Source organism: Methanobrevibacter sp. (assembly GCF_045539575.1).
Lineage (GTDB): Archaea > Methanobacteriota > Methanobacteria > Methanobacteriales > Methanobacteriaceae > Methanocatella.
On sequence record NZ_JAZQFM010000012.1, the window covers coordinates 1 to 18,528 of the forward strand.

Genomic DNA, 18,528 nt, shown 5'->3' on the forward strand with positions numbered 1-18,528 from the left:
AGATAATAATATTGAAGACATTGCAGCATTTGTATCTGCATGGTTAAAAATCTCAAAAGGTTACGGTATCAAAATCGTAAACCCATGTGGAAGTGAAGCATGGGGATGGGGTATGAACGTACACGGTGTAAACGACAAAGCTCCTTACTTTGACGTAACTTCCAAAGAAGTTATCGTTGCACTCGCAAAAGCTAACGAAATGTTAAACTTACCTCACTCTATCCACATTCACCCTAACGACTTAGGACACCCTGGTAACGTACCAACCACTATTGAAACTATGGATGCTGTTAAAGGAATCAAAAAAGGTAAAGGCGCAGCTGAAGTTAGGGACCAAGTTATGCACTTAACTCACTTACAATTCCACTCCTACTTAGGAAACAGTTGGAAAGATGTAACTTCCGGTGCTGAAGAAGTCGCTAAACACTTCAACAAAGCTGACAACTTAACCTGTGATATCGGTCAAGTAACTTTCGATGAAACCACTACTATGACTGCAGACGCTCCTATGGAATACGACTTATTCAAATTATCCGGTCTTAAATGGACCAACAAGGATATTGAATGTGAAACTGCAGCAGGTATCATCCCATGTATCTACTCCAAAAGAAGCCCTGTTAGTACCTTACAATGGGCTATCGGTCTTGAATTATTCTTGTTAATTGAAGATCCATGGAGAGTATGTTTAACTACTGACCACCCTAACGCAGGTCCTTTCACCAGATATCCTAGAATCATTTCCTGGTTGATGAGTAATGAGAAAAGACAAGACATGTGTGACAATGAAGTTCACAAATGGGTACACAAAAGAACTCTTCTCCCAACTCTTGAAAGAGAATACGATTTCTACGATATTGCAACTATTACAAGAGCTGCTCCAGCTAAAATCTACGGATTCACTGACAGAGGTGCACTTACCCCTGGTTACAGAGCAGACATTGCAGTATATGACATAAATCCTAATGACATTGACCCATCCAAACAAGCTGACGAAATCGAAAAAGGTTTCAACGTAGCTGACTACACTATTAAAGATGGTCAAATATTAGTAAAAGATAAAGAAATTGTAAAAGTTAAAGAAAGTCAAAACATTTGGGTTAACGTAAAAGGATGGGAACAAAACGAGCAAAAAGTTATCGACAACATTATGCCGTTCTTCACCCAATACTACTCAGTTAAATGGGAAAACTATCCAGTACACGACCACTATGTATCAAACCCAATTAGAGTTGACGTTGACGGTAAATAGGGGTGTTTAATTTGAAAACAATTACATTTGATCAAATCAAAACTTCATCAATCGCTTTAGAATTCGATGAATTAATTCCTGATGAAATTTACTCATGGACCGAAGCAGATTTCGCTAAATATCAAGTTCCTATTGGAAATTCCAGATTCCCAATCACTGACTTCTTCGACATCACTGTTGAAGGAGAAGCTAACGGACCTGAAGAAGTTGAAATGATTTTAAACGGTGACTTAAACAGAGTAAAATACATCGGTTGTAAAATGAGCGCTGGAAACATTGTCTGTAACAGTAGTGTAGATTTACACGTAGGTGCAGAAATGTCCGGTGGATCTATTCTCGTAAAAGGTAACGCAGCTGCTCACGCTGGAAGAGAAATGTCTGGTGGATACCTTGAAATCGAAGGAAATACCAAAGAATTCACTGGTGCTTCTTACATCGGTGAATGGAGAGGTATGACCGGAGGACAAATTGTTGTTGGCGGTAACGCTGGTAAACAATGTGGTGAATGTTTAACTGGTGGAAGAATTCACGTTAAAGGTAACTGTGATATCTTAGCTGGTATTCACATGACCAAAGGTCTTATCGAAATTGACGGTGATGTAAACCGTTGGCCTGGTGGTCAAATGAAAAACGGTAACATTGTCATCCACGGATTCCTCGGTAGATTACTCGAAGGATTTGTTCTCAACGGTATCGTTGTAGATCCTGAAGTAGAAGGAACCACTTTCAAAGGAAAATATATTCACTACACTGGAGATATTGGTCTCAACGGTAAAGGTAACCTTTACTTAGGTGCTGAAGCTAACAAAGAAAAATTAGCTGAATACGGCGAACTTGACGACGAATATACTTCAATCAGAGAATACAGGAATTTATAATTCCTTTCTCTTTTCTTTTTTTTAAATAATTTTTAGGTAGATACTATGGTGAAAGAAGTAGAAATGACCTTTGATGAGGTTGTAGAATACGTTAGAAACAATGTGTATGTTGGAGATGTTTTTGAAATTTCCTATAATCGTATTTTTGCTCCAGGAGAAGTATTAGGTCTCACAGAAGAAGATGATGTAACTGGAGAAGGTCTCAGGGTCGGTTTACAGTTAACCGGTGAAATTTTAAATCAGTCAGTTGAAGTTGACTTGCATGAAATTGCTGATGATTTATTAGAAATTCGTCATATTCACGATGACGATGAAATTATAATAGAAGTATTATAATCCTCTTTTTTTTATTTATTTTTTCATGTTCATTTTTCATTGAAAATTTTTTTGTTCGATAATATACAAACAAACTTTTATATGATGAGGTGTATATAAGTAAGTAAGGGGTTGATTGTTATGAAAGAACTAGAATTAACCGCAGAAGATGCTGTAAAATATTTGAAAGAAAATGTAAAAATGCATGATAGGATTCAAATAGCCTATAATAGAGTTTTTGCAGAAGGTGAAGTTTTAAACGTTGATTTTTCAGAATATTTCGGTAAACCTGGATTTAAAATGTTAGTGTCTCTTGATGAAAGTGATTTGGGCGCTACCATAGAAATAGATATTTATGAATACGAACAGGATATTATAGAATTCATTCATTATCCTAAAAATGGTGAAGAAGTGGAAGTTACAGTAGTGTAACTACAATCTATCCATTTCTTCAAATGGTATTAATTTTTCGATAGCTTTAACTTCAATATCGATTCCTTTTTCTTTTATTGCACCAATGGTATTGAGTCCACTGCCTGCAACGACACCAAAGTTATAATTGTCCGCTTTTGCATTATATGTTACTTCTCTTGGTTTTCCAATTTTATATATTGAAAATCCGGTATTTTTAAGGATGTCCAGGAGATGCACTGCATAATCACGCGCGATATAAGGTATTTCCTTGAAGCTGGCCAATATTTTTGTGGTTCCGCTGTTTGAAGATATTGAAGTCATGTTTTTTGACAGGAATATTTTATGGGGATCGATTGTTGTTCCGTTATATGATATCAGGTCTATGAACAGTGGAGGTTCTGTAAGCTCCAGCAATCCTCCGTATATCGGATTGCACATGATTCCGTTGTTTATTAAAAGCCCATCAATGCTTAAACTGCAGATAGTTCCTATTCCTATTTTATCATCGTCACTCGGATGGTCTAAAAGCTTGTAGTAAGGATTGATGTATTTCGGATTGGAATTGTATGTGTCTTCCATGACTGTCATTGCACTGTCCAGATTGTCCTTGTCCACATAGGAAACGTTTGATATGATGTCTCCTTTTCTTTTTTCAACATTGAAATTGACCTGCTGAATTAGGTTCCATGACTTTGAAAGCAAGAATGGTATTTTAGGTTGCTTTGCGCTTCCTCCAGCCTTTAATGTAGGGTTGATTGTTGTTGTGATTGGAGATAATGTTTTGAAATCTCTGATTTCCTCTGCAATCTTGATGTCAATCTCTTCTCCCAATTCTTTAATGGCGCAGAATGGTGTGATTCCTCCGACAATGGCTATTCCTACCATTCCGTCAGGAACAGGTATTCCTAAAAGGTCTTCGCCTTCATTGGACATGTCAATTATTCCGCCGATCCCGATTTTGTCTAGTTTTTCCAGGATTTCGACAGTTTTTTGTTTTCCCACTCCCGGTATGAGTCTGAAATTTGCAGGTATCACTCCGCTGCCGTTTTCCACTACGTCCAATACAGATGTCAGCTTTGCATTTGAAAATGCGTCAAGCGGTGTCACGGATGTCTTTTTGTATGAAATCAGTTCTGTGAATGTGATTGGCTGGTGGTTTTCTATTTTCAGAAGTCCTCCGTATTGCGGCTGTGAAGGTATTCCCTCATTTAAAAGTATCCCGTCTATGGTTGTGCCGCACAAGGTTGTTACTTCAATTTCATCCTTGTTTCTAACTTTGTTTAAATTAACGTAAGGGCTAACAGAAAGACCACTTTCAAAAATTTCTTTCAGTATATTGATTGATTCTTCATTATAAATGGTTGATGTATTTACTACCACATTTCCGCTTTGTGTCATGTAGTTGAAGTCAGTTAAATAAATCATTTCTTCAAATTTTGAATGAATGAAATCAACCTGGTCATATATCAGTCCCTTCTCAAGTTTTTCACGACCCAAATCCGTGATTATTCTTCCGGAATATCCCATTCTTTCGGTATATCCCTTTTCATCCAATATTTGCATGTGGTATCTTACTGCACGTTCACCCAGATTGTATCCTTTGTTTTTCAGCTCATCAGCTATCAGCTTGGATCCGGTCGGTTTTTCCTGTGCATTCAATATCCTTAAGATTTCTATCATTCGATGTTCGGATTCTGACATAAAAATAGCCCCATTTTAAATTTAATCATAGTTCTTATCATTAAATCTAAAATAAAAAATAAATATTTAGATTTAGATATCTAAATATTTTCTTTGTTCGTATCCAAATACTTGAACACGGTATTCGTCCCATTCTTGGTATTTGAGTTCGAGGAACTTTTCGCTTACGTGAGGACCTAAAGCGTTAAGGATTAGTGGGTCTTCTTCAAGTGAGTGGTAAGCTTCCCATAAACTTGTTGGCAACAGTTTAATTCCTTTTGCTTCCCTTTCCTCTTCGGTCATGACGTAAATGTTTTCCTCTACAGGTTCTCCCGGATCGATTTTGTTCACGATTCCGTCAATTCCTGCTTCAAGCATTACTGTAAATGCAAGGTATGGGTTACATGCAGGGTCAGGGGACCTGTATTCAATACGTGTAGCTTTTCCACGTGCTGCAGGAACTCTTATTAAAGCGGATCTGTTTCTAAGACCGTATGCTCTGTACACAGGTGCTTCAAAACCTGGGACTAAACGTTTGTATGAGTTTACGATTGGGTTTGTGATTGCTGTAATTGCAGGAGCGTGCTTAAGCAATCCTCCCATGAAGTACATTGCATCTTTTGATAAGCCTGTTTCTGAGTCAGGGTCTGAGAAGAGGTTCTTGTCACCTTTGAAAACTGACTGGTGACAGTGCATTCCACTACCGCTCACTCCAAAGAACGGTTTTGGCATGAATGTTACTCTGTAATCCATCTGGTCAAATGTAGCCATGTTGTCTACGATAGCCTTGATTGCTTGTTTGAATGTGATAACTGCGTCTGCAGTCTTTAGTGCGTCTTTGAATTTGAATGCGATTTCGTTTTGACCCGGAGCTACTTCGTGGTGGGATGCTTCAACTTCAAAGTCGAGGTCTTCCAGGTTCAGGGTCAGTTCTCTTCTAAAGTCAGGTCCTTTGTCTAGAGGTTCCACATCAAAGTATCCTGCATCATCGTAAGGCATAGGATATCCGTTTTCATCAATATCCACAATAAAGAATTCCGGTTCAGGACCTATGTTGTACTGAAGTCCCATTTTTGCAATGTGTGCCAGTGATTTTTTAAGCACACCTCTAGGGTCACCTACAAACGGTTTTTGGTCTGCTGTCCAGACGTCACAGATGAATCTGCAGGTTGCAGACTCTTCAGGTCTCCATGAAAGTCTGGAGTATGTGTCGATGTCAGGTTTCAATACAAGGTCACTGTCGTTTACTCCAACGAATCCTGCAATGGATGATCCGTCAAATAACATTCCTTCATTGAATAGCTCTCCCATGTCTTCACCATTGAACGGGATGACGATGTTTTTAACGGTACCGTTGATGTCAACAAATTGTAAACGGATAAATTTGATATTATCCTCTTTCATTTTTTCTTTTATTTGTTCTATTTTTTCTTCTGGAATATCGCCCATCTAAATCAAGCTCCAAAATATTAAGATTGAGTTTTTAATAGTCGGAAATATGTTTCCTATCAAAACTATATCTTAATTTATTAATATATAAAGATTTTGAAAAAATAATTATATAATAGTATTATGTAATTTTTAGTATATTAATGTATAAGCAAATTTTTTTTAAATAAAAAATGTATATTCATTTTTTAATTTCATTATATACTGTTCATTTCATTATAAAAAAGAGTTAAAAATTTGACTTATTCTAAAGTTCTTCAATTTTGAATGAAGCCAAATCCAATAAGTCAAATGTTAGAATTTTCGGTGCAACGGTAACCTTTCCGATGCCTGTTATTATCTTATATGCCTCCATTGCTTCAAGGCATCCGATCAGATTCGGGGTTGGTCCGATTGCCGGAGGAACGCCTGAGGTTATGTTCCTAAGCTCGTCAATAACTTCGGAACTTAGCTCTTTTCCTGCAGACGGCAGGTTGAACATTTCCTCATAACTTTTGGTGTTTGATAAAAATACTGTAATCTGGCCAAGTGTTCCATGAATTGCTCCGTGGATGAACGGAATCATATTGTCCCTGGCATGTCTTGTAACAATCACTCTTGTTAGAATGTTGTCAAGCGCGTCAATGACTATGTCGGCATCGCCGATAATCTTGTCGATGTTTGATGAGTCCACGTGTTCTGTAAAGCTTGTCACCTTAACATAGGGGTTGATTTTTTTAGTTTTCTGTTTTGCAACCTCGCTTTTCGCCAGTCCGATTTCATCGGTTGTTGCAAGGGTTTGCCTGTTCAGGTTTGTCCAGTCAAATGAATCCTCATCCACCAGGACAAGCTCTCCAACACCCATTCTTGCAAGCATTTCAATGGTCTGGCCTCCGATTCCTCCGCAGCCTATGACTGCGATTTTAGAATTTCTGAACTTCTCCTGCTCGCTTTTGTCTGCAAGAGGCAATTGGCGGGTAATTATTTCCCAGTATCTGTCATCGTTTTCCATATTAACACCTAAAAGTGGTCAAATTCACTGCCGAAGTATTCGTATACCTTCTGAAGCTCTTCGGGAATATTCAGCATTTGTGTACAGAAAGGAATGCATTCCTTGCAGTCAACGCAGCTGTCGGCTCTTGAATCGTCATCAATCAATGAGAAATACTGCATTGCACTTGCCTTCGGATCATTAAGCATGTTTGCAATATTGAATTCGGTGAGGCAGTTGATGATGTCCACTCCATGAGGACAAGGCATGCAATAGCCGCATCTTGTACATCTGTTACCTACAAATCCTCTGTATTCTCTTGCGACTTCCCTTATGACTTCCTGGTCGTGTTCACTTATTTCATCGATTCTTGAAGCTATTTCAATGTTTTCTTTCACCTGTTCGAGGCTGGTCATACCGCTTAATACGCAATCGACATCGTCCCTGTTCCATAAATACTGCAAAGCCCATTCAACAGGTGTTCTTTTAACTTCAGCCATGTTCCAGATGTCCTGAACTGATTGCGGAATGTTGTTGACAAGTCTGCCGCCCCTAAGTGGCTCCATGATCATGCTGCCTATATTGACGTCCTTTAGATAGTCAAGGCCCATGATTCCTGACTGGTAATATTCGTCAAAATAGTTCATCTGTGTCATTACTACTTCCCATTTAGGATATTCGTCAATGATTTCAATCAGATAGTCCACTTCAATATGTGATGAAAATCCCACATGCTTCACGACTCCTGAGCTTAGGCAGTCGTCTAAAAAGTCCAAGACTCCAAAATCTCTTACCTTATTCCAGTCAGGGACGGTAAGGGAGTGAAGCAGGTAAATGTCAATATAATCGGTCTTTAGCTTTTCAAGCTGTTCATCAAGATACATCTGAAAGTCATCTTCGCTTTCAATGGCCCATGACGGTGACTTGGTGGAGAGTAAAACATCATCTCTGTAGGAGTTTTCAGCTAAAAATTCACCAACAAATCTTTCACTGTTTCCGCTGCCTTCCAGAGTCTCGCTGTGGTAAGGATATGCGGTATCGATTAGATTGATTCCATTTTCAATTCCATATTCGAGCATTTTGGATGCTTCTTGAGTATCAATATCAGCATTAGAATTAGTTGTTGGAAGTCTCATAGTTCCAAAACCAAGCCTTGAAACTTTCAATCCGGTCTTTCCAAGTTCATTATATAACATTTCAAATCCTCAATAACTTAACATGGATATATTTTATTAATGAACTATAAAATTGTTATGTTTTGAAAAATAAGTCTTTTAAAAATAGTTTAGATGGAAAATTCCTGGGATTTAGGATGCCGGGGGCGGGATTCGAACCCGCGATCTCACGGTATCCCAGGAATACGGTTGAGCACGCTATATTACCCTATGAGCCGTGCGCTCTAACCAGCTGAGCCACCCCGGCATCTAACAAATATATATCTTTTAATCATTACATTTAAAGTTTTTGTTTTTTAGTTATTTTTTGGCATTTTTTTAAAATTAACATATGTATTTAATAACATCTAATTATATAGTTATATTATTAATTATTTTTATTGTGATATTATGAGTAAAGTTAAAGACATGTCATTGGCACCTGAAGGTGTCCGTAAGATCGAATGGGTTCAAAAACACATGCCTGTTTTGGAATCCATTAAAGAGGAATATTTAGAAACTCAACCTTTCAAAGGTATTACCATCGGTTCATGCTTACACTTGGAACCTAAAACCATCAACTTAGGTTTAACCTTGATGGCTGGTGGAGCAGAAGTCGCTATGACCGGTTGCAACCCATTGTCCACTCATGACGATGCAGTTGCCGGTGCAGCTGACCTCGGATTAAACGTTTACGGTTGGAGAGAACAGGATGATGAGGAATACTACCAAACAATCAACATGGTATTAGACCACAAGCCTGACATCATCATTGATGACGGAGCAGACATGATTATGGTTCTCCACAACGAAAGGACTGAACTTTTAAGCCACATCAAAGGTGCTTGTGAAGAAACCACAACCGGTGTTCACAGACTTCAAGCAATGCACGCTGACGGAGCATTGAAATTCCCGGTTATCGCCGTAAACGATGCTTATACCAAATACTTATTCGATAACAGATACGGTACCGGACAATCCAGTTTCGACGCAATCATGGGAACAACCAACATGGTTATTGCGGGAAAAACTGTTGTTGTATGCGGATACGGCTGGTGTGGTCGTGGATTAGCATTACGTGCAGCAGGTCTCGGTGCAGATGTAATCGTTACTGAAGTTGACCCAATCAGAGCACTTGAAGCAAGAATGGACGGATACAGAGTAATGACCATCAGAGAAGCAGTAAAACAAGCTGACTTAATCATTACCGTAACCGGTAACGCTGATATCATCTGCGGTGATGACTTCAAATACATGAAAGACGGATGTATGCTTGCAAACTCCGGACATTTCAATGTTGAAATCAACAGACCGGACCTTGAAGCTATCTCAACCGAAGTAAAAGAAGTACGTGAAAGTATTGAAGAGTTCACCACAAAAGACGGACGTAAAATCTACTTACTCGCAGACGGCCGTTTAGTAAACTTATCTGCAGCAAGAGGTCAAGGTCACCCTGCTGAAATCATGGACATGAGTTTTGCTGTACAAGCATTATCCGCAAAACACATCCTTGAAAACGATTTGCCTGTTGGAGTAACCAAAGCTCCTGATGAAATCGACTACACCGTAGCAAGCATGAAATTGGATGCTATGGGTATTGAAATCGACTCATTAACAGACAAACAAAAAGCTTACATGGCTAACTGGCAAGAAGGAACATAATTCCTTCAAATTTTTTTTCTTTTTTTATGTCATATTTCAGATATATTGATAACGGTGACGGCCCAACCAAGCTGTTTATTGGTGGCGTTCACGGAAATGAAGGGGTTACCTCTCTGAAATTCATTCAAAGAATTCAAGAAGAGGATTTGTCCCCCGGACAGTTCTATTTTTATAATTTTGACAAGACTCCTTATATTTCAACAATTAAAAAAGAATATTATCAATCCGAGATCGGTCAGAAGATTTTAAATTTGATAGAATACTTCGAGCCTGATTTCTACACTGAACTGCACTGTTACAATCTTAAAAACTATGAAAAGTTAACCTCAATGGAGAGATATAAAAAGACAGGCGTTCCTCCGTTGATTAAACTTGGAAATCATGTGCTGGTGTCTTCAGTTTCACCTCTGATTCGGATGACATATTTTTCAACAGAAACAGTCTGCAAGACATTGGAATTTCCATGTTTTGAAAAATTAACTCCGCAAATAGAAGAGGAATTCGGCTTCAATAGGCAATTGGCTATCGAAACTTATGAAAAATTGCTGAAACTCATTTTAAAATCTCCTTCAAGACAGTATTTTGAAATGGAGATGCTTAAGGATTATGCTCCTCAGGTTAATTTGGCTGTTGAATATGCAAAAAAAGTGTTTGGAGAGGATTTCCCTCCATACTAAATCTATTTTTTTATCTAAAACCAGGCATCAAGGCTGCCTTGGGATGAGTTTAAATTTTTAAGCTTGTCTGAAGCTTTTGCAACACGGTCTTCGGAAAATCCGTGTTCATAGCATAGAAATTCGATTAGCTTGTCCTGTTTTGGTTTTTCCCACTTGATTTTGTAGTCGGTATTGACGTTATGGTTTAAAAACAGTTCCCTGACCTCATCCAAATCGTGGGTGGACTGTTGTTGAAGCTCTGCCAATTTCTCTTTAAGCTGTCCCTTGTGGGCTAGTTTGAGTGCGGTTTTTGCACCTACTCCCTTCAGGCCTTCACAGAAATCGGTTCCGATTAAAATTCCCATGTCAATCAGTTCTTCACGGGTAATTTTAAGTTCTTTTAAAACCCTGTTCAATTCATAGTATTCAAGATTTCCCAGATTGGAATTGATTGCAAGGTTTCTCACGACCCTTTTGGCTCCAAAAAGCAGGCAGTCGTAATCCTGGGAGGCCACTGCATATGCATCGCCGTTTGCAACAAGGTATGCTGCCTGAGCTTCACCTTCTCCCTTTGCCTCAACATATGGTATTCCCATTAATGTAAGAAGCTTTTTGGAGGATTCAATAATATCCGCTGAGAGTTTTGATGATCTCATTGCAAACTTGCGGGCCTTTTCAGTATCTCCCTGCGCTAACGCTTCCTTGTAAATCTTTTCGGCTTCGTCCCTAACTTCTCTTCTTTTTGCTTGGGTGTCACTTTTAAGTTCGCTGGACTGTCCGTCAAAGACGTAGATTGGTTTGATGTCCTTTTCAATCATTGATGAGTTTCTGTATAATATTCCGCTTAAGTGGGATGTGACATTTCCATTTTCATCTGTCAATGGCCTTCCGTCCCTTTGTCTGATGGTTGACAGGAACTGGTACAGGGTATTGAACGCATCAATTGATACGGCCCTTCCTTCCAAATCTTTAAAGTCAATCTTTTCAGGTTCAATTATGTCTTTAAGTTTAACACCCATTTTAACACCTAAATCTCTGTGAAATAGCTAACAGGAAACATTTCCTTAATCCACATCAGGATTTCATCATCGCTGATGATAACGTAATCCCGTGCCAGGAAGTCCTCGTCTGTTTTAAACAAGTCGATCAGCTTTTCGTTTGGCTTTTCTATGAAGATGTTGTTGACTTCCCTTCTGGATTCTATATTGTAATTTTTTAAAATTCTTCCAATTGGTATATCTGCTCTTAGCAAATCAGAGCAAACTTCCTTGCTGCATCTTCCTAACGGAACGTGGGATATTGCATATATCAAAGGTTGGTCATCCTTATGCATTATAACTTCCCTAAAATTAATTTCGTCGCCCGCATCAACATTCACCAATTTCGCATGCTCCTCATCAGCATCTTCAAAATGTTGGTCAAGGGTGTCCAAAGTAATTTTTCCGTATAGCACATCTAAAATTGCAGTAATGGACCCGTCTGTTGTCAGCAGAATTTTCTGTGTGTTTGAGAATTTCTGACCGTAGTCTTTTTCCAGGTCGTTGATTTTTTCGATTAGTGGTTTGTTTGCTTCGTTTTTGTCTTTCTGCATTTTAATCACTTATAAATCTTTTGGATTAGTAATAACTCCTTTAATTGCTGAAGCAGCTACTACTTTTGAGTTTGATAAGTAAACTGAAGATGCAGGATCTCCCATTCTTCCCTTGAAGTTTCTGTTTGTTGTTGAAATGCATGACTCTCCTTCTGACAGCACTCCCATATGTCCTCCAAGGCATGGTCCGCATCCTGGGTTGCAGATTATTGCTCCTGCGTCTATGAATGTGTCGATGTATCCTAAATGCATTGCCTGTTTGTAGATTTCTCTTGAAGCAGGAAGAATCAGCAATCTGATGTCATCGCAGATTTTTTGATTTTCGAGTATTTCGGCTGCATCCTTCAAATCGGACAGTCTTCCGTTGGTACATGACCCGATCAGGCACTGGTCTACTGCGGTTCCTTCGATTTTTGAGATGTCGCATACGTTGTCAACATCGTTCGGACAGGCGATTTGAGGTTCCATTTCGGTTATGTCAAAGTGCTTTTCTGCGCAATATTCAGCGTCCTTGTCTGATCTTACAATGTTCAGTTCGGATTCATTTTTGCCTGTTCTTTTGCAGATGTAGTCGATAACTTCACGGTTAGGTTCCATTATTCCGTTTTTTGCACCCATTTCTATTGCCATATTGCACATGGTTGCTCTTCCTTCAACGCCCATGTTTTCTATTGTGGGGCCGCAGAACTCGGCTGTTTTGTAGGTTGCGCCTGCTATTCCTATTTCACCTATAATGTTTAGTATGATGTCTTTTGGTGCAATGTAGGGATTTAGTTCACCTTCAATGGTCATTTTAATTGCTTCAGGAACCATGAACCATGTTTTTCCTGTTGCCCAAACCATTGCAAGGTCTGTTGCACCCATACCTGTTGAAAATGCTCCGAATGCACCATATGTACAGGTATGTGAGTCAGCACCCACAATGACTTTTCCGGGTTCGACCAATCCCATTTCCGGAACTACCTGATGGCAGATTCCCTCTCCATGAATAAAGTTTTTAGTGATATTTTGTGTCTTTATGAAATTTCTGCACACCTTTTGAAATTCAGCGGAACCGATTGTATTTGCAGGGATGTTGTGGTCAAAGATAATGGCTATCTTTTCAGGGTCCCACACCTTGTCCGCTATCTTTTCAAAGGTTTTGATTGCAGGAGGTGAAGTTCCGTCGTGTGACATTGCAAGGTCGACGGGAATTTCAATGATTTCTCCCGGACTCACTTCATGTCCTGCCTTTGAGGATAATATCTTTTCAGTAATGTTCATTTCAATCTATTCCTTTTTACTGATTTTTTTAACAATGTCCTTGAATACTTGATCGTTAATGTATTTTCCTTCTTCCCTGGATTTTTTGACCAGTTTTACGATTTCAATGAGTTCCTCATCACTGACATCAAGGTCACATTCATTCAATTTTGCCCTTACTGCTCTGCAGCCTGAATGTTTACCTAAAACAAGTTGTCTTCTTTGACCGACCAGTTCCGGAAGGTAAGGTTCGTAACAGAGCGGCTCTTCAATAACAGCATCTACGTGTATTCCGGATTCGTGCCTGAACACGTTGTTTCCGACAACAGGCTTGTTGTATGGAATAGGAAGACCGCTTGCTCTTGATACAAGGTCGGAGAGTTCCTTGATGTATTTGGTTTTAAATCCGTAGTCTTTTCCGTATAATATTTTCATTGCCATGATGAGCTCTTCAAGTGAAGCGTTACCTGCTCTTTCCCCAATACCGTTGACAGTTGTTGAAACTGCTTTTGCACCAGCGAGAACACCGGTGATTGAGTTGATAACTGCAAGACCGAAATCATTGTGCAGGTGAACTGCAATATCGATGTCTATGTCTTTTACAAGTTCTTCAACAAGGTATTTGATTCCTTGAGGGGTAATTGCTCCGGTTGTATCTGCAATATGAACTCTGTCGGCTTTGCATTCCTGAGCTTTTCCGTAAATACGTTTTAAAAATTCAATGTCGGTTCTTGTTGCGTCCTCTGCGGAAAATGCAACGAAAAGTCCGTGGTCTTTAGCGTAATCCACTGCGCTTTCACACAGGTTTATTGCGTCTTGCCTTGTAATGTGCATCTTGTGGTCAAGGTGGATGTCTGAGGTTCCGACAAATGTGATTACGCCGTCCACATCACAGTCAAGTGCAGCGTCAATGTCTTCAGGTTTTGTTCTTGTCAATCCAAGAATTGTAGCGTCAAGGCCTTCGTTAGCTATTGCCTTTACTGATTCCTTTTCCTTTTCAGAAACAATTGGAAAACCAGCTTCAATTTGATGTATCTTAAATTGATCAAGTTTTCTTGCGATTTCTAATTTTTCTTCAAAGCTGAAACAAACTCCAGGTGTTTGTTCGCCGTCTCTTAAAGTAGTGTCATAAATTGTAATGTCATCTGGAAATGTTAATTCAGACTCTTTGTTATAATGACTTATAAAATATTGCAATATAATCACTTCTAAAAATTAATCTAATATAATATTATAATAGGTTTGTTATTTATATAAGTTTTCTAATAGCTCCAGATATGAAGTTCTCTCAAACCCGTCAGTGATGCCCAATTTTTCGAAAAGTGCAAATATTCTGTCCTGAGCCTCACTGTAGTCCGCACCGTCGTCAAGGGCAATTTCTATTTCCATATATGGGTCAAGTCCTTCAATGTCATCAAGGGATATTTCAAAGTTTTCATATTTGTAGTACTGCCTGTTTTTTCTAACGGCCCTTACCTGTTTAAACCCTATTTCCTCAAAGATGTCCGCACATTTTTCGGCATCCTCGATTCCCATTTCAATCTCTTTTCTGGTTTTGGATTTTGAGTCTATTTTAGGTCCCTTGTATGTGATGAATATGTTTGTTTTGTCATCTTCTTTTGTGGTTCTTATTCTCAATGCCTCGTCGGTTTGGGCAAAATCAACCACCGGGCTGTTGAAATAGATGTCTTCCTGAAACTCCTTTTTGGTTTTTTCCGCACCGATTTCGGCGAGCCTCTCTTCAATTTCTTCAAAACTGTCTATTTTTGCTTTCACTTCAACTTCTATCATGGTATCTGATATTATTATGTAATTATTTATTATTATAACTGTCTGATTATGTTTCTTATGGCGAATTTAAATATAATTTATATACAGAATAGATTATAAATAATAGTTTTTATATAAATTTTAAGTATAATTTTAGCAGGTGAGAGGAATGTCTGAATTTGGGGAATTATTAAAAAAAGAGTTTTTCATAATAGATTCCAATAATCTGGATTCAGTTGAAGATGAGCTTTACGGGTATGTATTCAGCAATGATGAGGTCATATTTGATTGTGATGGCGCTGAGGTTGCCGGTGGGGGAGAAGGCACATACGTCATTGTTAAAAACTCCGAATCTTCTATTTCTGTATTTCAGGATTTCAACGGGTCATACGGTTTGTATGTGTATGATGACGGTGAAAATTTCGCCGTTTCTAATTCATTCAACTATCTTGTTGAACACCTCAGAAATCACTATAGGCTGTCATTAAACGAGGATTTTGCCAAGGTGTTGATGTCCTGCGGACTGAGCACCTTCAGCTATAGGGAAACATTGGTCAATGAAATTGAAAGAATCCCCAGAAACTACACTATTCACATTGATAAGGACACTAAAACATTAAGCTTTGAAAAGATTGACTTTATGGAGCATACCATCGAATTGGATTCAGAGGAAGGTTTGAACATATTGGATAAATGGTTTGAGAAATGGGTCAATATACTCAGGTCCCTTAAGAGGAAAACAAACAATATCCAGGTTGCCTTAAGCGGAGGCTTTGACACAAGAGTCATTTCGGTTTTATGGCTGTGTGCGAATATAGACTTAAATAAGATTCATATCCGCTCCATTGATGATGATAATCACACCCACAGTGAAGATTTCAGGATAGCGTCAAAAATAGCAGATCACTTTAATTTTCCGTTGAACAACAATCCTATTCAATCAAAAATGGAGTATTACAATGACTTCAAGACCGCACTGCAGCAGTCCTTTTATGTCAAACTGGGATTTAACAATGAGCTGAATTACAGGGTCGGTAAAACTGACCGTCCGGTTTATTATATAAGCGGAAAGGCCGGTGAAACCTTAAGGGAATATGATTCATTCCGTGGCAAAACTCCTGAGGATTTAAAGAAATATTTCGCCAAATTCGCCAGAAAAACACATCCGTCATTTCAGGCCCCGACTTTAAGAGTTGCTCAAAACACTTTCGATGAGTTAAGCGAGGAATTTTCAATCGAAGATAAAAATTCCAGGCAATTGAGCAACCTGGTTTACTCTGAGGTGAGATGCTGCAACCACTTCGGTAAGCTAAGCGTTGAGGATTACTTTTCAAACAGAATCAATCTGACTCCTGCACTTGATCCGGATTTGCATAAGCTGAAAATATCTACTGATGAATGCGAAGACAATTTTTTACTCATTACCTTAATCGTGTTGCGATATTGTCCTAAACTACTGGAATTTGAGATTGAAGGGGGCAGGCATTTTGATAAGAAGACAATTGAATATGCCAGAAAAATAAATGAGATTTCCCCATATGTTCCTATCGACTATGAGTTCATCTCCGAACCTGAAATTAATGAGGATGAATCCACCCCATGTTCCGTGATTCCTGAGCCGGACGGCAATGCCGATACGCTTTCCATTTCAGACATCTTCAAATCATCATGCCCTAATGCATTTGAGTTCATTGACGATTATCTAAAAGACATTTTCCATTCAAGAAGGTTTAAAATGGAATATATGAAATATCTGCCTGAAGAGTCATATTATAACATTTCAAAATCAATAGAGTCAAGAACCTATTTCCCAATGAAAAAGGCTTATCCCGCTTTTTCAGTATTGAAAATAATCAATGACATTAATTATTCATGTTCTAGACAGTCAAACATGTATGAGTGGATGGACAGCTTCAGCCATAATAATCTTGAACATGAAATGAGCAGGGAGTGCCGTGAGCTGATATTGAAATATGCAACCGCAAGAATTGATATAAAAAATTTCGGTGATTCAAACAATTCCGTGGACCTTTGCCATATTTCCGATAAGGACTGCTTTTTCGATTCCCCTAAGTGGTTCAGTAATGACAATGGTGTTGGAAAAGTCATGAAAAGTTTTTCAGGCGATTTAACAATAAAGCTTAAGTGCATTAATGATGGAACCCTAAAGGTATTTCTCAAATCTCCTGACGTTAAGGATGCAAACAATAACAGATTCCCTGTATTTATTGATTATCTAAGTTTTAAAATCAATGGTGAGGAACATATGGAAAGAAACACCCTGGCCAGTAACCGCAAGCCCCTTGTTTTTGAAAAAAGCGTTAATGACGGTGAAATCGTTAACATTCATATAAAGTGGCTGCCGTTTAATCGCAACAGTGTTTATGAACCAAAGAAGAATATTAAAAAAGAAAAGCCAAAGGATGTTAAAGAGAAAAAAGTTGAGGATGCGCCTAAGTCCAATGGGGTATTTAATAGGATGAAGCATAGAATCGGCAAAAAAATATGAGATTTTAGGTGAATTTGCTCCTGAAATTAATTATTGCCGGTTGGTTCTGTCAACTTTATTTTACCCATCTTTCTAAATTTAGTTTCCTTATTTGTTTTTTAATTATTATTAATAAAAATGGGTAACATTTATAAATAATGACTTTCAATACATTAATTCTCAATTATATTTATAAATTAAATTATATTGTGAAATAATAAAAAATTCTGATTTTTTTTATTTTTTAATAAAAGTTTTAAATAAACATACCTTTATATACTATTTAAATTAAATATTTTATTAGTAAAAATTTAATGTATTTTTTTGTTTTCTTAAATTTTACTTACTACTTTTAATAACTTATGGAGGTTTTAAATTGACCGATGTTGATATAAAAATTGAAAACATTGTTGCTTCTGCAAGCATTGGTAAAGACATTGTTCTTACTGAAGTGTCCAAAGCTTTAGAAGGGGTTAATTTTAATCGTGAACAGTTTCCAGGATTAGTTTTCAAACTTAAAGATCCTAAAACAGCAGCATTAATTTTTAGCTCTGGTAAGCTTGTTTGTACTGGAGCAAAATCTATAGATGATTCTAAATTAGCAATCAAGAAAACTGTAGATTTAATGAGGACTGTCGACACTGACATTCCTGAAGAGTTTGAAATTAAAATTCAAAACATTGTGGCTTCTGCTAACTTAGAATCCACATTAAATTTAGAGGCAGTTGCTTTAGAACTCGAAGATACTGAATACGAACCGGAACAATTCCCTGGTTTAGTATACAGATTATCCGATCCTAAAGTGGTCTTATTATTATTCGGGTCCGGTAAAGTTGTATGTACTGGTGCTAAAACCCGTAGTGACGCTAAATTAGGCGTCGAAAGAGCTTACGACAGATTAAGTGAGCTAGATTTAATATAATTTGGTGGTATTATTGATTAAACTTGTAGTATTTGACTTAGATAACGTTATTATTGATGGTGAAGCAATAGATGAGATAGGAAAATTA

17 protein-coding genes and 1 tRNA gene are annotated in these 18,528 nt (G+C 38.0%); 8 read left to right on the forward strand and 10 right to left on the reverse strand.

The features are described 5' to 3' along the window. From ACKI30_RS01315 to ACKI30_RS01330, 4 genes are all read left to right on the forward strand, one after another. Nucleotides 1-1,249 (forward strand): formylmethanofuran dehydrogenase subunit A (locus tag ACKI30_RS01315; protein ID WP_407409217.1); only part of this gene is annotated, 1,249 nt, incomplete at its 5' end. Nucleotides 1,250-1,251: 2 nt separating this feature from the next. Beyond that, the gene (locus ACKI30_RS01320) at nucleotides 1,252-2,127 is read left to right on the forward strand and encodes a formylmethanofuran dehydrogenase subunit C (protein WP_295160551.1); all 876 of its coding nucleotides are present in this window, start codon (nucleotides 1,252-1,254) and stop codon (nucleotides 2,125-2,127) included. 45 nt (nucleotides 2,128-2,172) lie between these two features. Continuing rightward, nucleotides 2,173-2,463 carry a DUF2097 domain-containing protein gene (locus ACKI30_RS01325; protein WP_292741085.1) on the forward strand — a complete coding sequence of 97 codons (291 nt, stop codon included), beginning with the start codon at nucleotides 2,173-2,175 and terminating at the stop codon, nucleotides 2,461-2,463. A gap of 120 nt (nucleotides 2,464-2,583) precedes the next feature. After that, complete coding sequence (locus ACKI30_RS01330) at nucleotides 2,584-2,874, forward strand: DUF2097 domain-containing protein (protein WP_295160546.1); 291 nt, start codon at nucleotides 2,584-2,586, stop codon at nucleotides 2,872-2,874. On the opposite strand, the gene ACKI30_RS01335 is transcribed toward ACKI30_RS01330, so the two are convergent. The 5 genes from ACKI30_RS01335 to ACKI30_RS01355 form a co-directional block, all read right to left on the reverse strand. Next, nucleotides 2,875-4,557 carry an NrpR regulatory domain-containing protein gene (locus tag ACKI30_RS01335; protein ID WP_407409220.1) on the reverse strand — a complete coding sequence of 561 codons (1,683 nt, stop codon included), beginning with the start codon at nucleotides 4,555-4,557 and terminating at the stop codon, nucleotides 2,875-2,877. It abuts the gene before it with no gap. A gap of 72 nt (nucleotides 4,558-4,629) precedes the next feature. Then, on the reverse strand, nucleotides 4,630-5,985 hold the full coding sequence (gene glnA, locus ACKI30_RS01340; protein WP_407409221.1) for a type I glutamate--ammonia ligase: 1,356 nt from the start codon (nucleotides 5,983-5,985) through the stop codon (nucleotides 4,630-4,632). Between the two features lie 247 nt (nucleotides 5,986-6,232). Next, nucleotides 6,233-6,976 (reverse strand): HesA/MoeB/ThiF family protein, encoded by a 744-nt coding sequence (locus ACKI30_RS01345; RefSeq protein ID WP_407409223.1) that lies wholly within the window; start codon nucleotides 6,974-6,976, stop codon nucleotides 6,233-6,235. Between the two features lie 8 nt (nucleotides 6,977-6,984). Further along, entirely contained in the window at nucleotides 6,985-8,151 is a 1,167-nt protein-coding gene (locus ACKI30_RS01350) for an aldo/keto reductase (protein WP_407409225.1), read from the reverse strand. Nucleotides 8,152-8,268: 117 nt separating this feature from the next. Continuing rightward, nucleotides 8,269-8,377: transfer RNA gene (locus ACKI30_RS01355), tRNA-Met, on the reverse strand. Nucleotides 8,378-8,520: 143 nt separating this feature from the next. Between ACKI30_RS01355 and ahcY the strand changes: the two genes are divergently transcribed. Together ahcY and ACKI30_RS01365 are read left to right on the forward strand one after the other, a co-directional pair. After that, nucleotides 8,521-9,771 (forward strand): adenosylhomocysteinase, encoded by a 1,251-nt coding sequence (ahcY, locus tag ACKI30_RS01360; RefSeq protein ID WP_405291140.1) that lies wholly within the window; start codon nucleotides 8,521-8,523, stop codon nucleotides 9,769-9,771. A 26-nt stretch (nucleotides 9,772-9,797) separates the two neighbouring features. Further along, a complete protein-coding gene (locus ACKI30_RS01365) occupies nucleotides 9,798-10,448 on the forward strand; it encodes a DUF2119 domain-containing protein (protein WP_407409227.1) in 651 nt (216 codons plus the stop codon). 14 nt (nucleotides 10,449-10,462) lie between these two features. Here ACKI30_RS01365 and fen read toward each other — a convergent pair whose 3' ends face one another. From fen to cyaB, 5 genes are read right to left on the reverse strand one after another with little or no spacing between them, the layout of a single operon-like run. Beyond that, the gene (fen, locus tag ACKI30_RS01370) at nucleotides 10,463-11,446 is read right to left on the reverse strand and encodes a flap endonuclease-1 (protein WP_407409229.1); all 984 of its coding nucleotides are present in this window, start codon (nucleotides 11,444-11,446) and stop codon (nucleotides 10,463-10,465) included. Nucleotides 11,447-11,454: 8 nt separating this feature from the next. Further along, nucleotides 11,455-12,018: a chorismate--pyruvate lyase family protein gene (locus ACKI30_RS01375; RefSeq protein WP_407409231.1), complete on the reverse strand. Its 564-nt coding sequence runs from the start codon at nucleotides 12,016-12,018 to the stop codon at nucleotides 11,455-11,457. Between the two features lie 9 nt (nucleotides 12,019-12,027). Next, nucleotides 12,028-13,281 (reverse strand): homoaconitase large subunit, encoded by a 1,254-nt coding sequence (hacA, locus tag ACKI30_RS01380; protein ID WP_407409233.1) that lies wholly within the window; start codon nucleotides 13,279-13,281, stop codon nucleotides 12,028-12,030. A 6-nt stretch (nucleotides 13,282-13,287) separates the two neighbouring features. After that, nucleotides 13,288-14,457: a homocitrate synthase family protein gene (locus ACKI30_RS01385; RefSeq protein ID WP_407409235.1), complete on the reverse strand. Its 1,170-nt coding sequence runs from the start codon at nucleotides 14,455-14,457 to the stop codon at nucleotides 13,288-13,290. Between the two features lie 48 nt (nucleotides 14,458-14,505). Continuing rightward, nucleotides 14,506-15,051, reverse strand: a complete 546-nt coding sequence (cyaB, locus tag ACKI30_RS01390) for a class IV adenylate cyclase (protein WP_407409237.1) — start codon at nucleotides 15,049-15,051, stop codon at nucleotides 14,506-14,508. A gap of 148 nt (nucleotides 15,052-15,199) precedes the next feature. On the opposite strand from cyaB, the gene ACKI30_RS01395 reads away from it, so the two are divergent. Together ACKI30_RS01395 and ACKI30_RS01400 are read left to right on the forward strand one after the other, a co-directional pair. Then, the gene (locus tag ACKI30_RS01395; RefSeq protein WP_407409239.1) at nucleotides 15,200-17,539 is read left to right on the forward strand and encodes a hypothetical protein; all 2,340 of its coding nucleotides are present in this window, start codon (nucleotides 15,200-15,202) and stop codon (nucleotides 17,537-17,539) included. Between the two features lie 355 nt (nucleotides 17,540-17,894). Beyond that, a complete protein-coding gene (locus ACKI30_RS01400) occupies nucleotides 17,895-18,440 on the forward strand; it encodes a TATA-box-binding protein (protein WP_292741889.1) in 546 nt (181 codons plus the stop codon). The last annotated feature ends 88 nt before the right edge of the window (nucleotides 18,441-18,528 follow it).

Excerpts from the sequence above, each read along its gene's own strand:
- hacA (WP_407409233.1), bottom strand. The coding sequence starts at position 13,281 with ATGAACATTACTGAAAAGATATTATCCTCAAAGGCAGGACATGAAGTG.
- ACKI30_RS01395 (WP_407409239.1), top strand. The coding sequence starts at position 15,200 with ATGTCTGAATTTGGGGAATTATTAAAAAAAGAGTTTTTCATAATAGAT.
- ahcY (WP_405291140.1), top strand. The coding sequence starts at position 8,521 with ATGAGTAAAGTTAAAGACATGTCATTGGCACCTGAAGGTGTCCGTAAG.
- ACKI30_RS01350 (WP_407409225.1), bottom strand. The coding sequence starts at position 8,151 with ATGTTATATAATGAACTTGGAAAGACCGGATTGAAAGTTTCAAGGCTT.
- fen (WP_407409229.1), bottom strand. The coding sequence starts at position 11,446 with ATGGGTGTTAAACTTAAAGACATAATTGAACCTGAAAAGATTGACTTT.
- ACKI30_RS01365 (WP_407409227.1), top strand. The coding sequence starts at position 9,798 with ATGTCATATTTCAGATATATTGATAACGGTGACGGCCCAACCAAGCTG.
- ACKI30_RS01345 (WP_407409223.1), bottom strand. The coding sequence starts at position 6,976 with ATGGAAAACGATGACAGATACTGGGAAATAATTACCCGCCAATTGCCT.
- ACKI30_RS01330 (WP_295160546.1), top strand. The coding sequence starts at position 2,584 with ATGAAAGAACTAGAATTAACCGCAGAAGATGCTGTAAAATATTTGAAA.
- ACKI30_RS01335 (WP_407409220.1), bottom strand. The coding sequence starts at position 4,557 with ATGTCAGAATCCGAACATCGAATGATAGAAATCTTAAGGATATTGAAT.
- ACKI30_RS01325 (WP_292741085.1), top strand. The coding sequence starts at position 2,173 with ATGGTGAAAGAAGTAGAAATGACCTTTGATGAGGTTGTAGAATACGTT.
- glnA (WP_407409221.1), bottom strand. The coding sequence starts at position 5,985 with ATGGGCGATATTCCAGAAGAAAAAATAGAACAAATAAAAGAAAAAATG.
- ACKI30_RS01375 (WP_407409231.1), bottom strand. The coding sequence starts at position 12,018 with ATGCAGAAAGACAAAAACGAAGCAAACAAACCACTAATCGAAAAAATC.
- cyaB (WP_407409237.1), bottom strand. The coding sequence starts at position 15,051 with ATGATAGAAGTTGAAGTGAAAGCAAAAATAGACAGTTTTGAAGAAATT.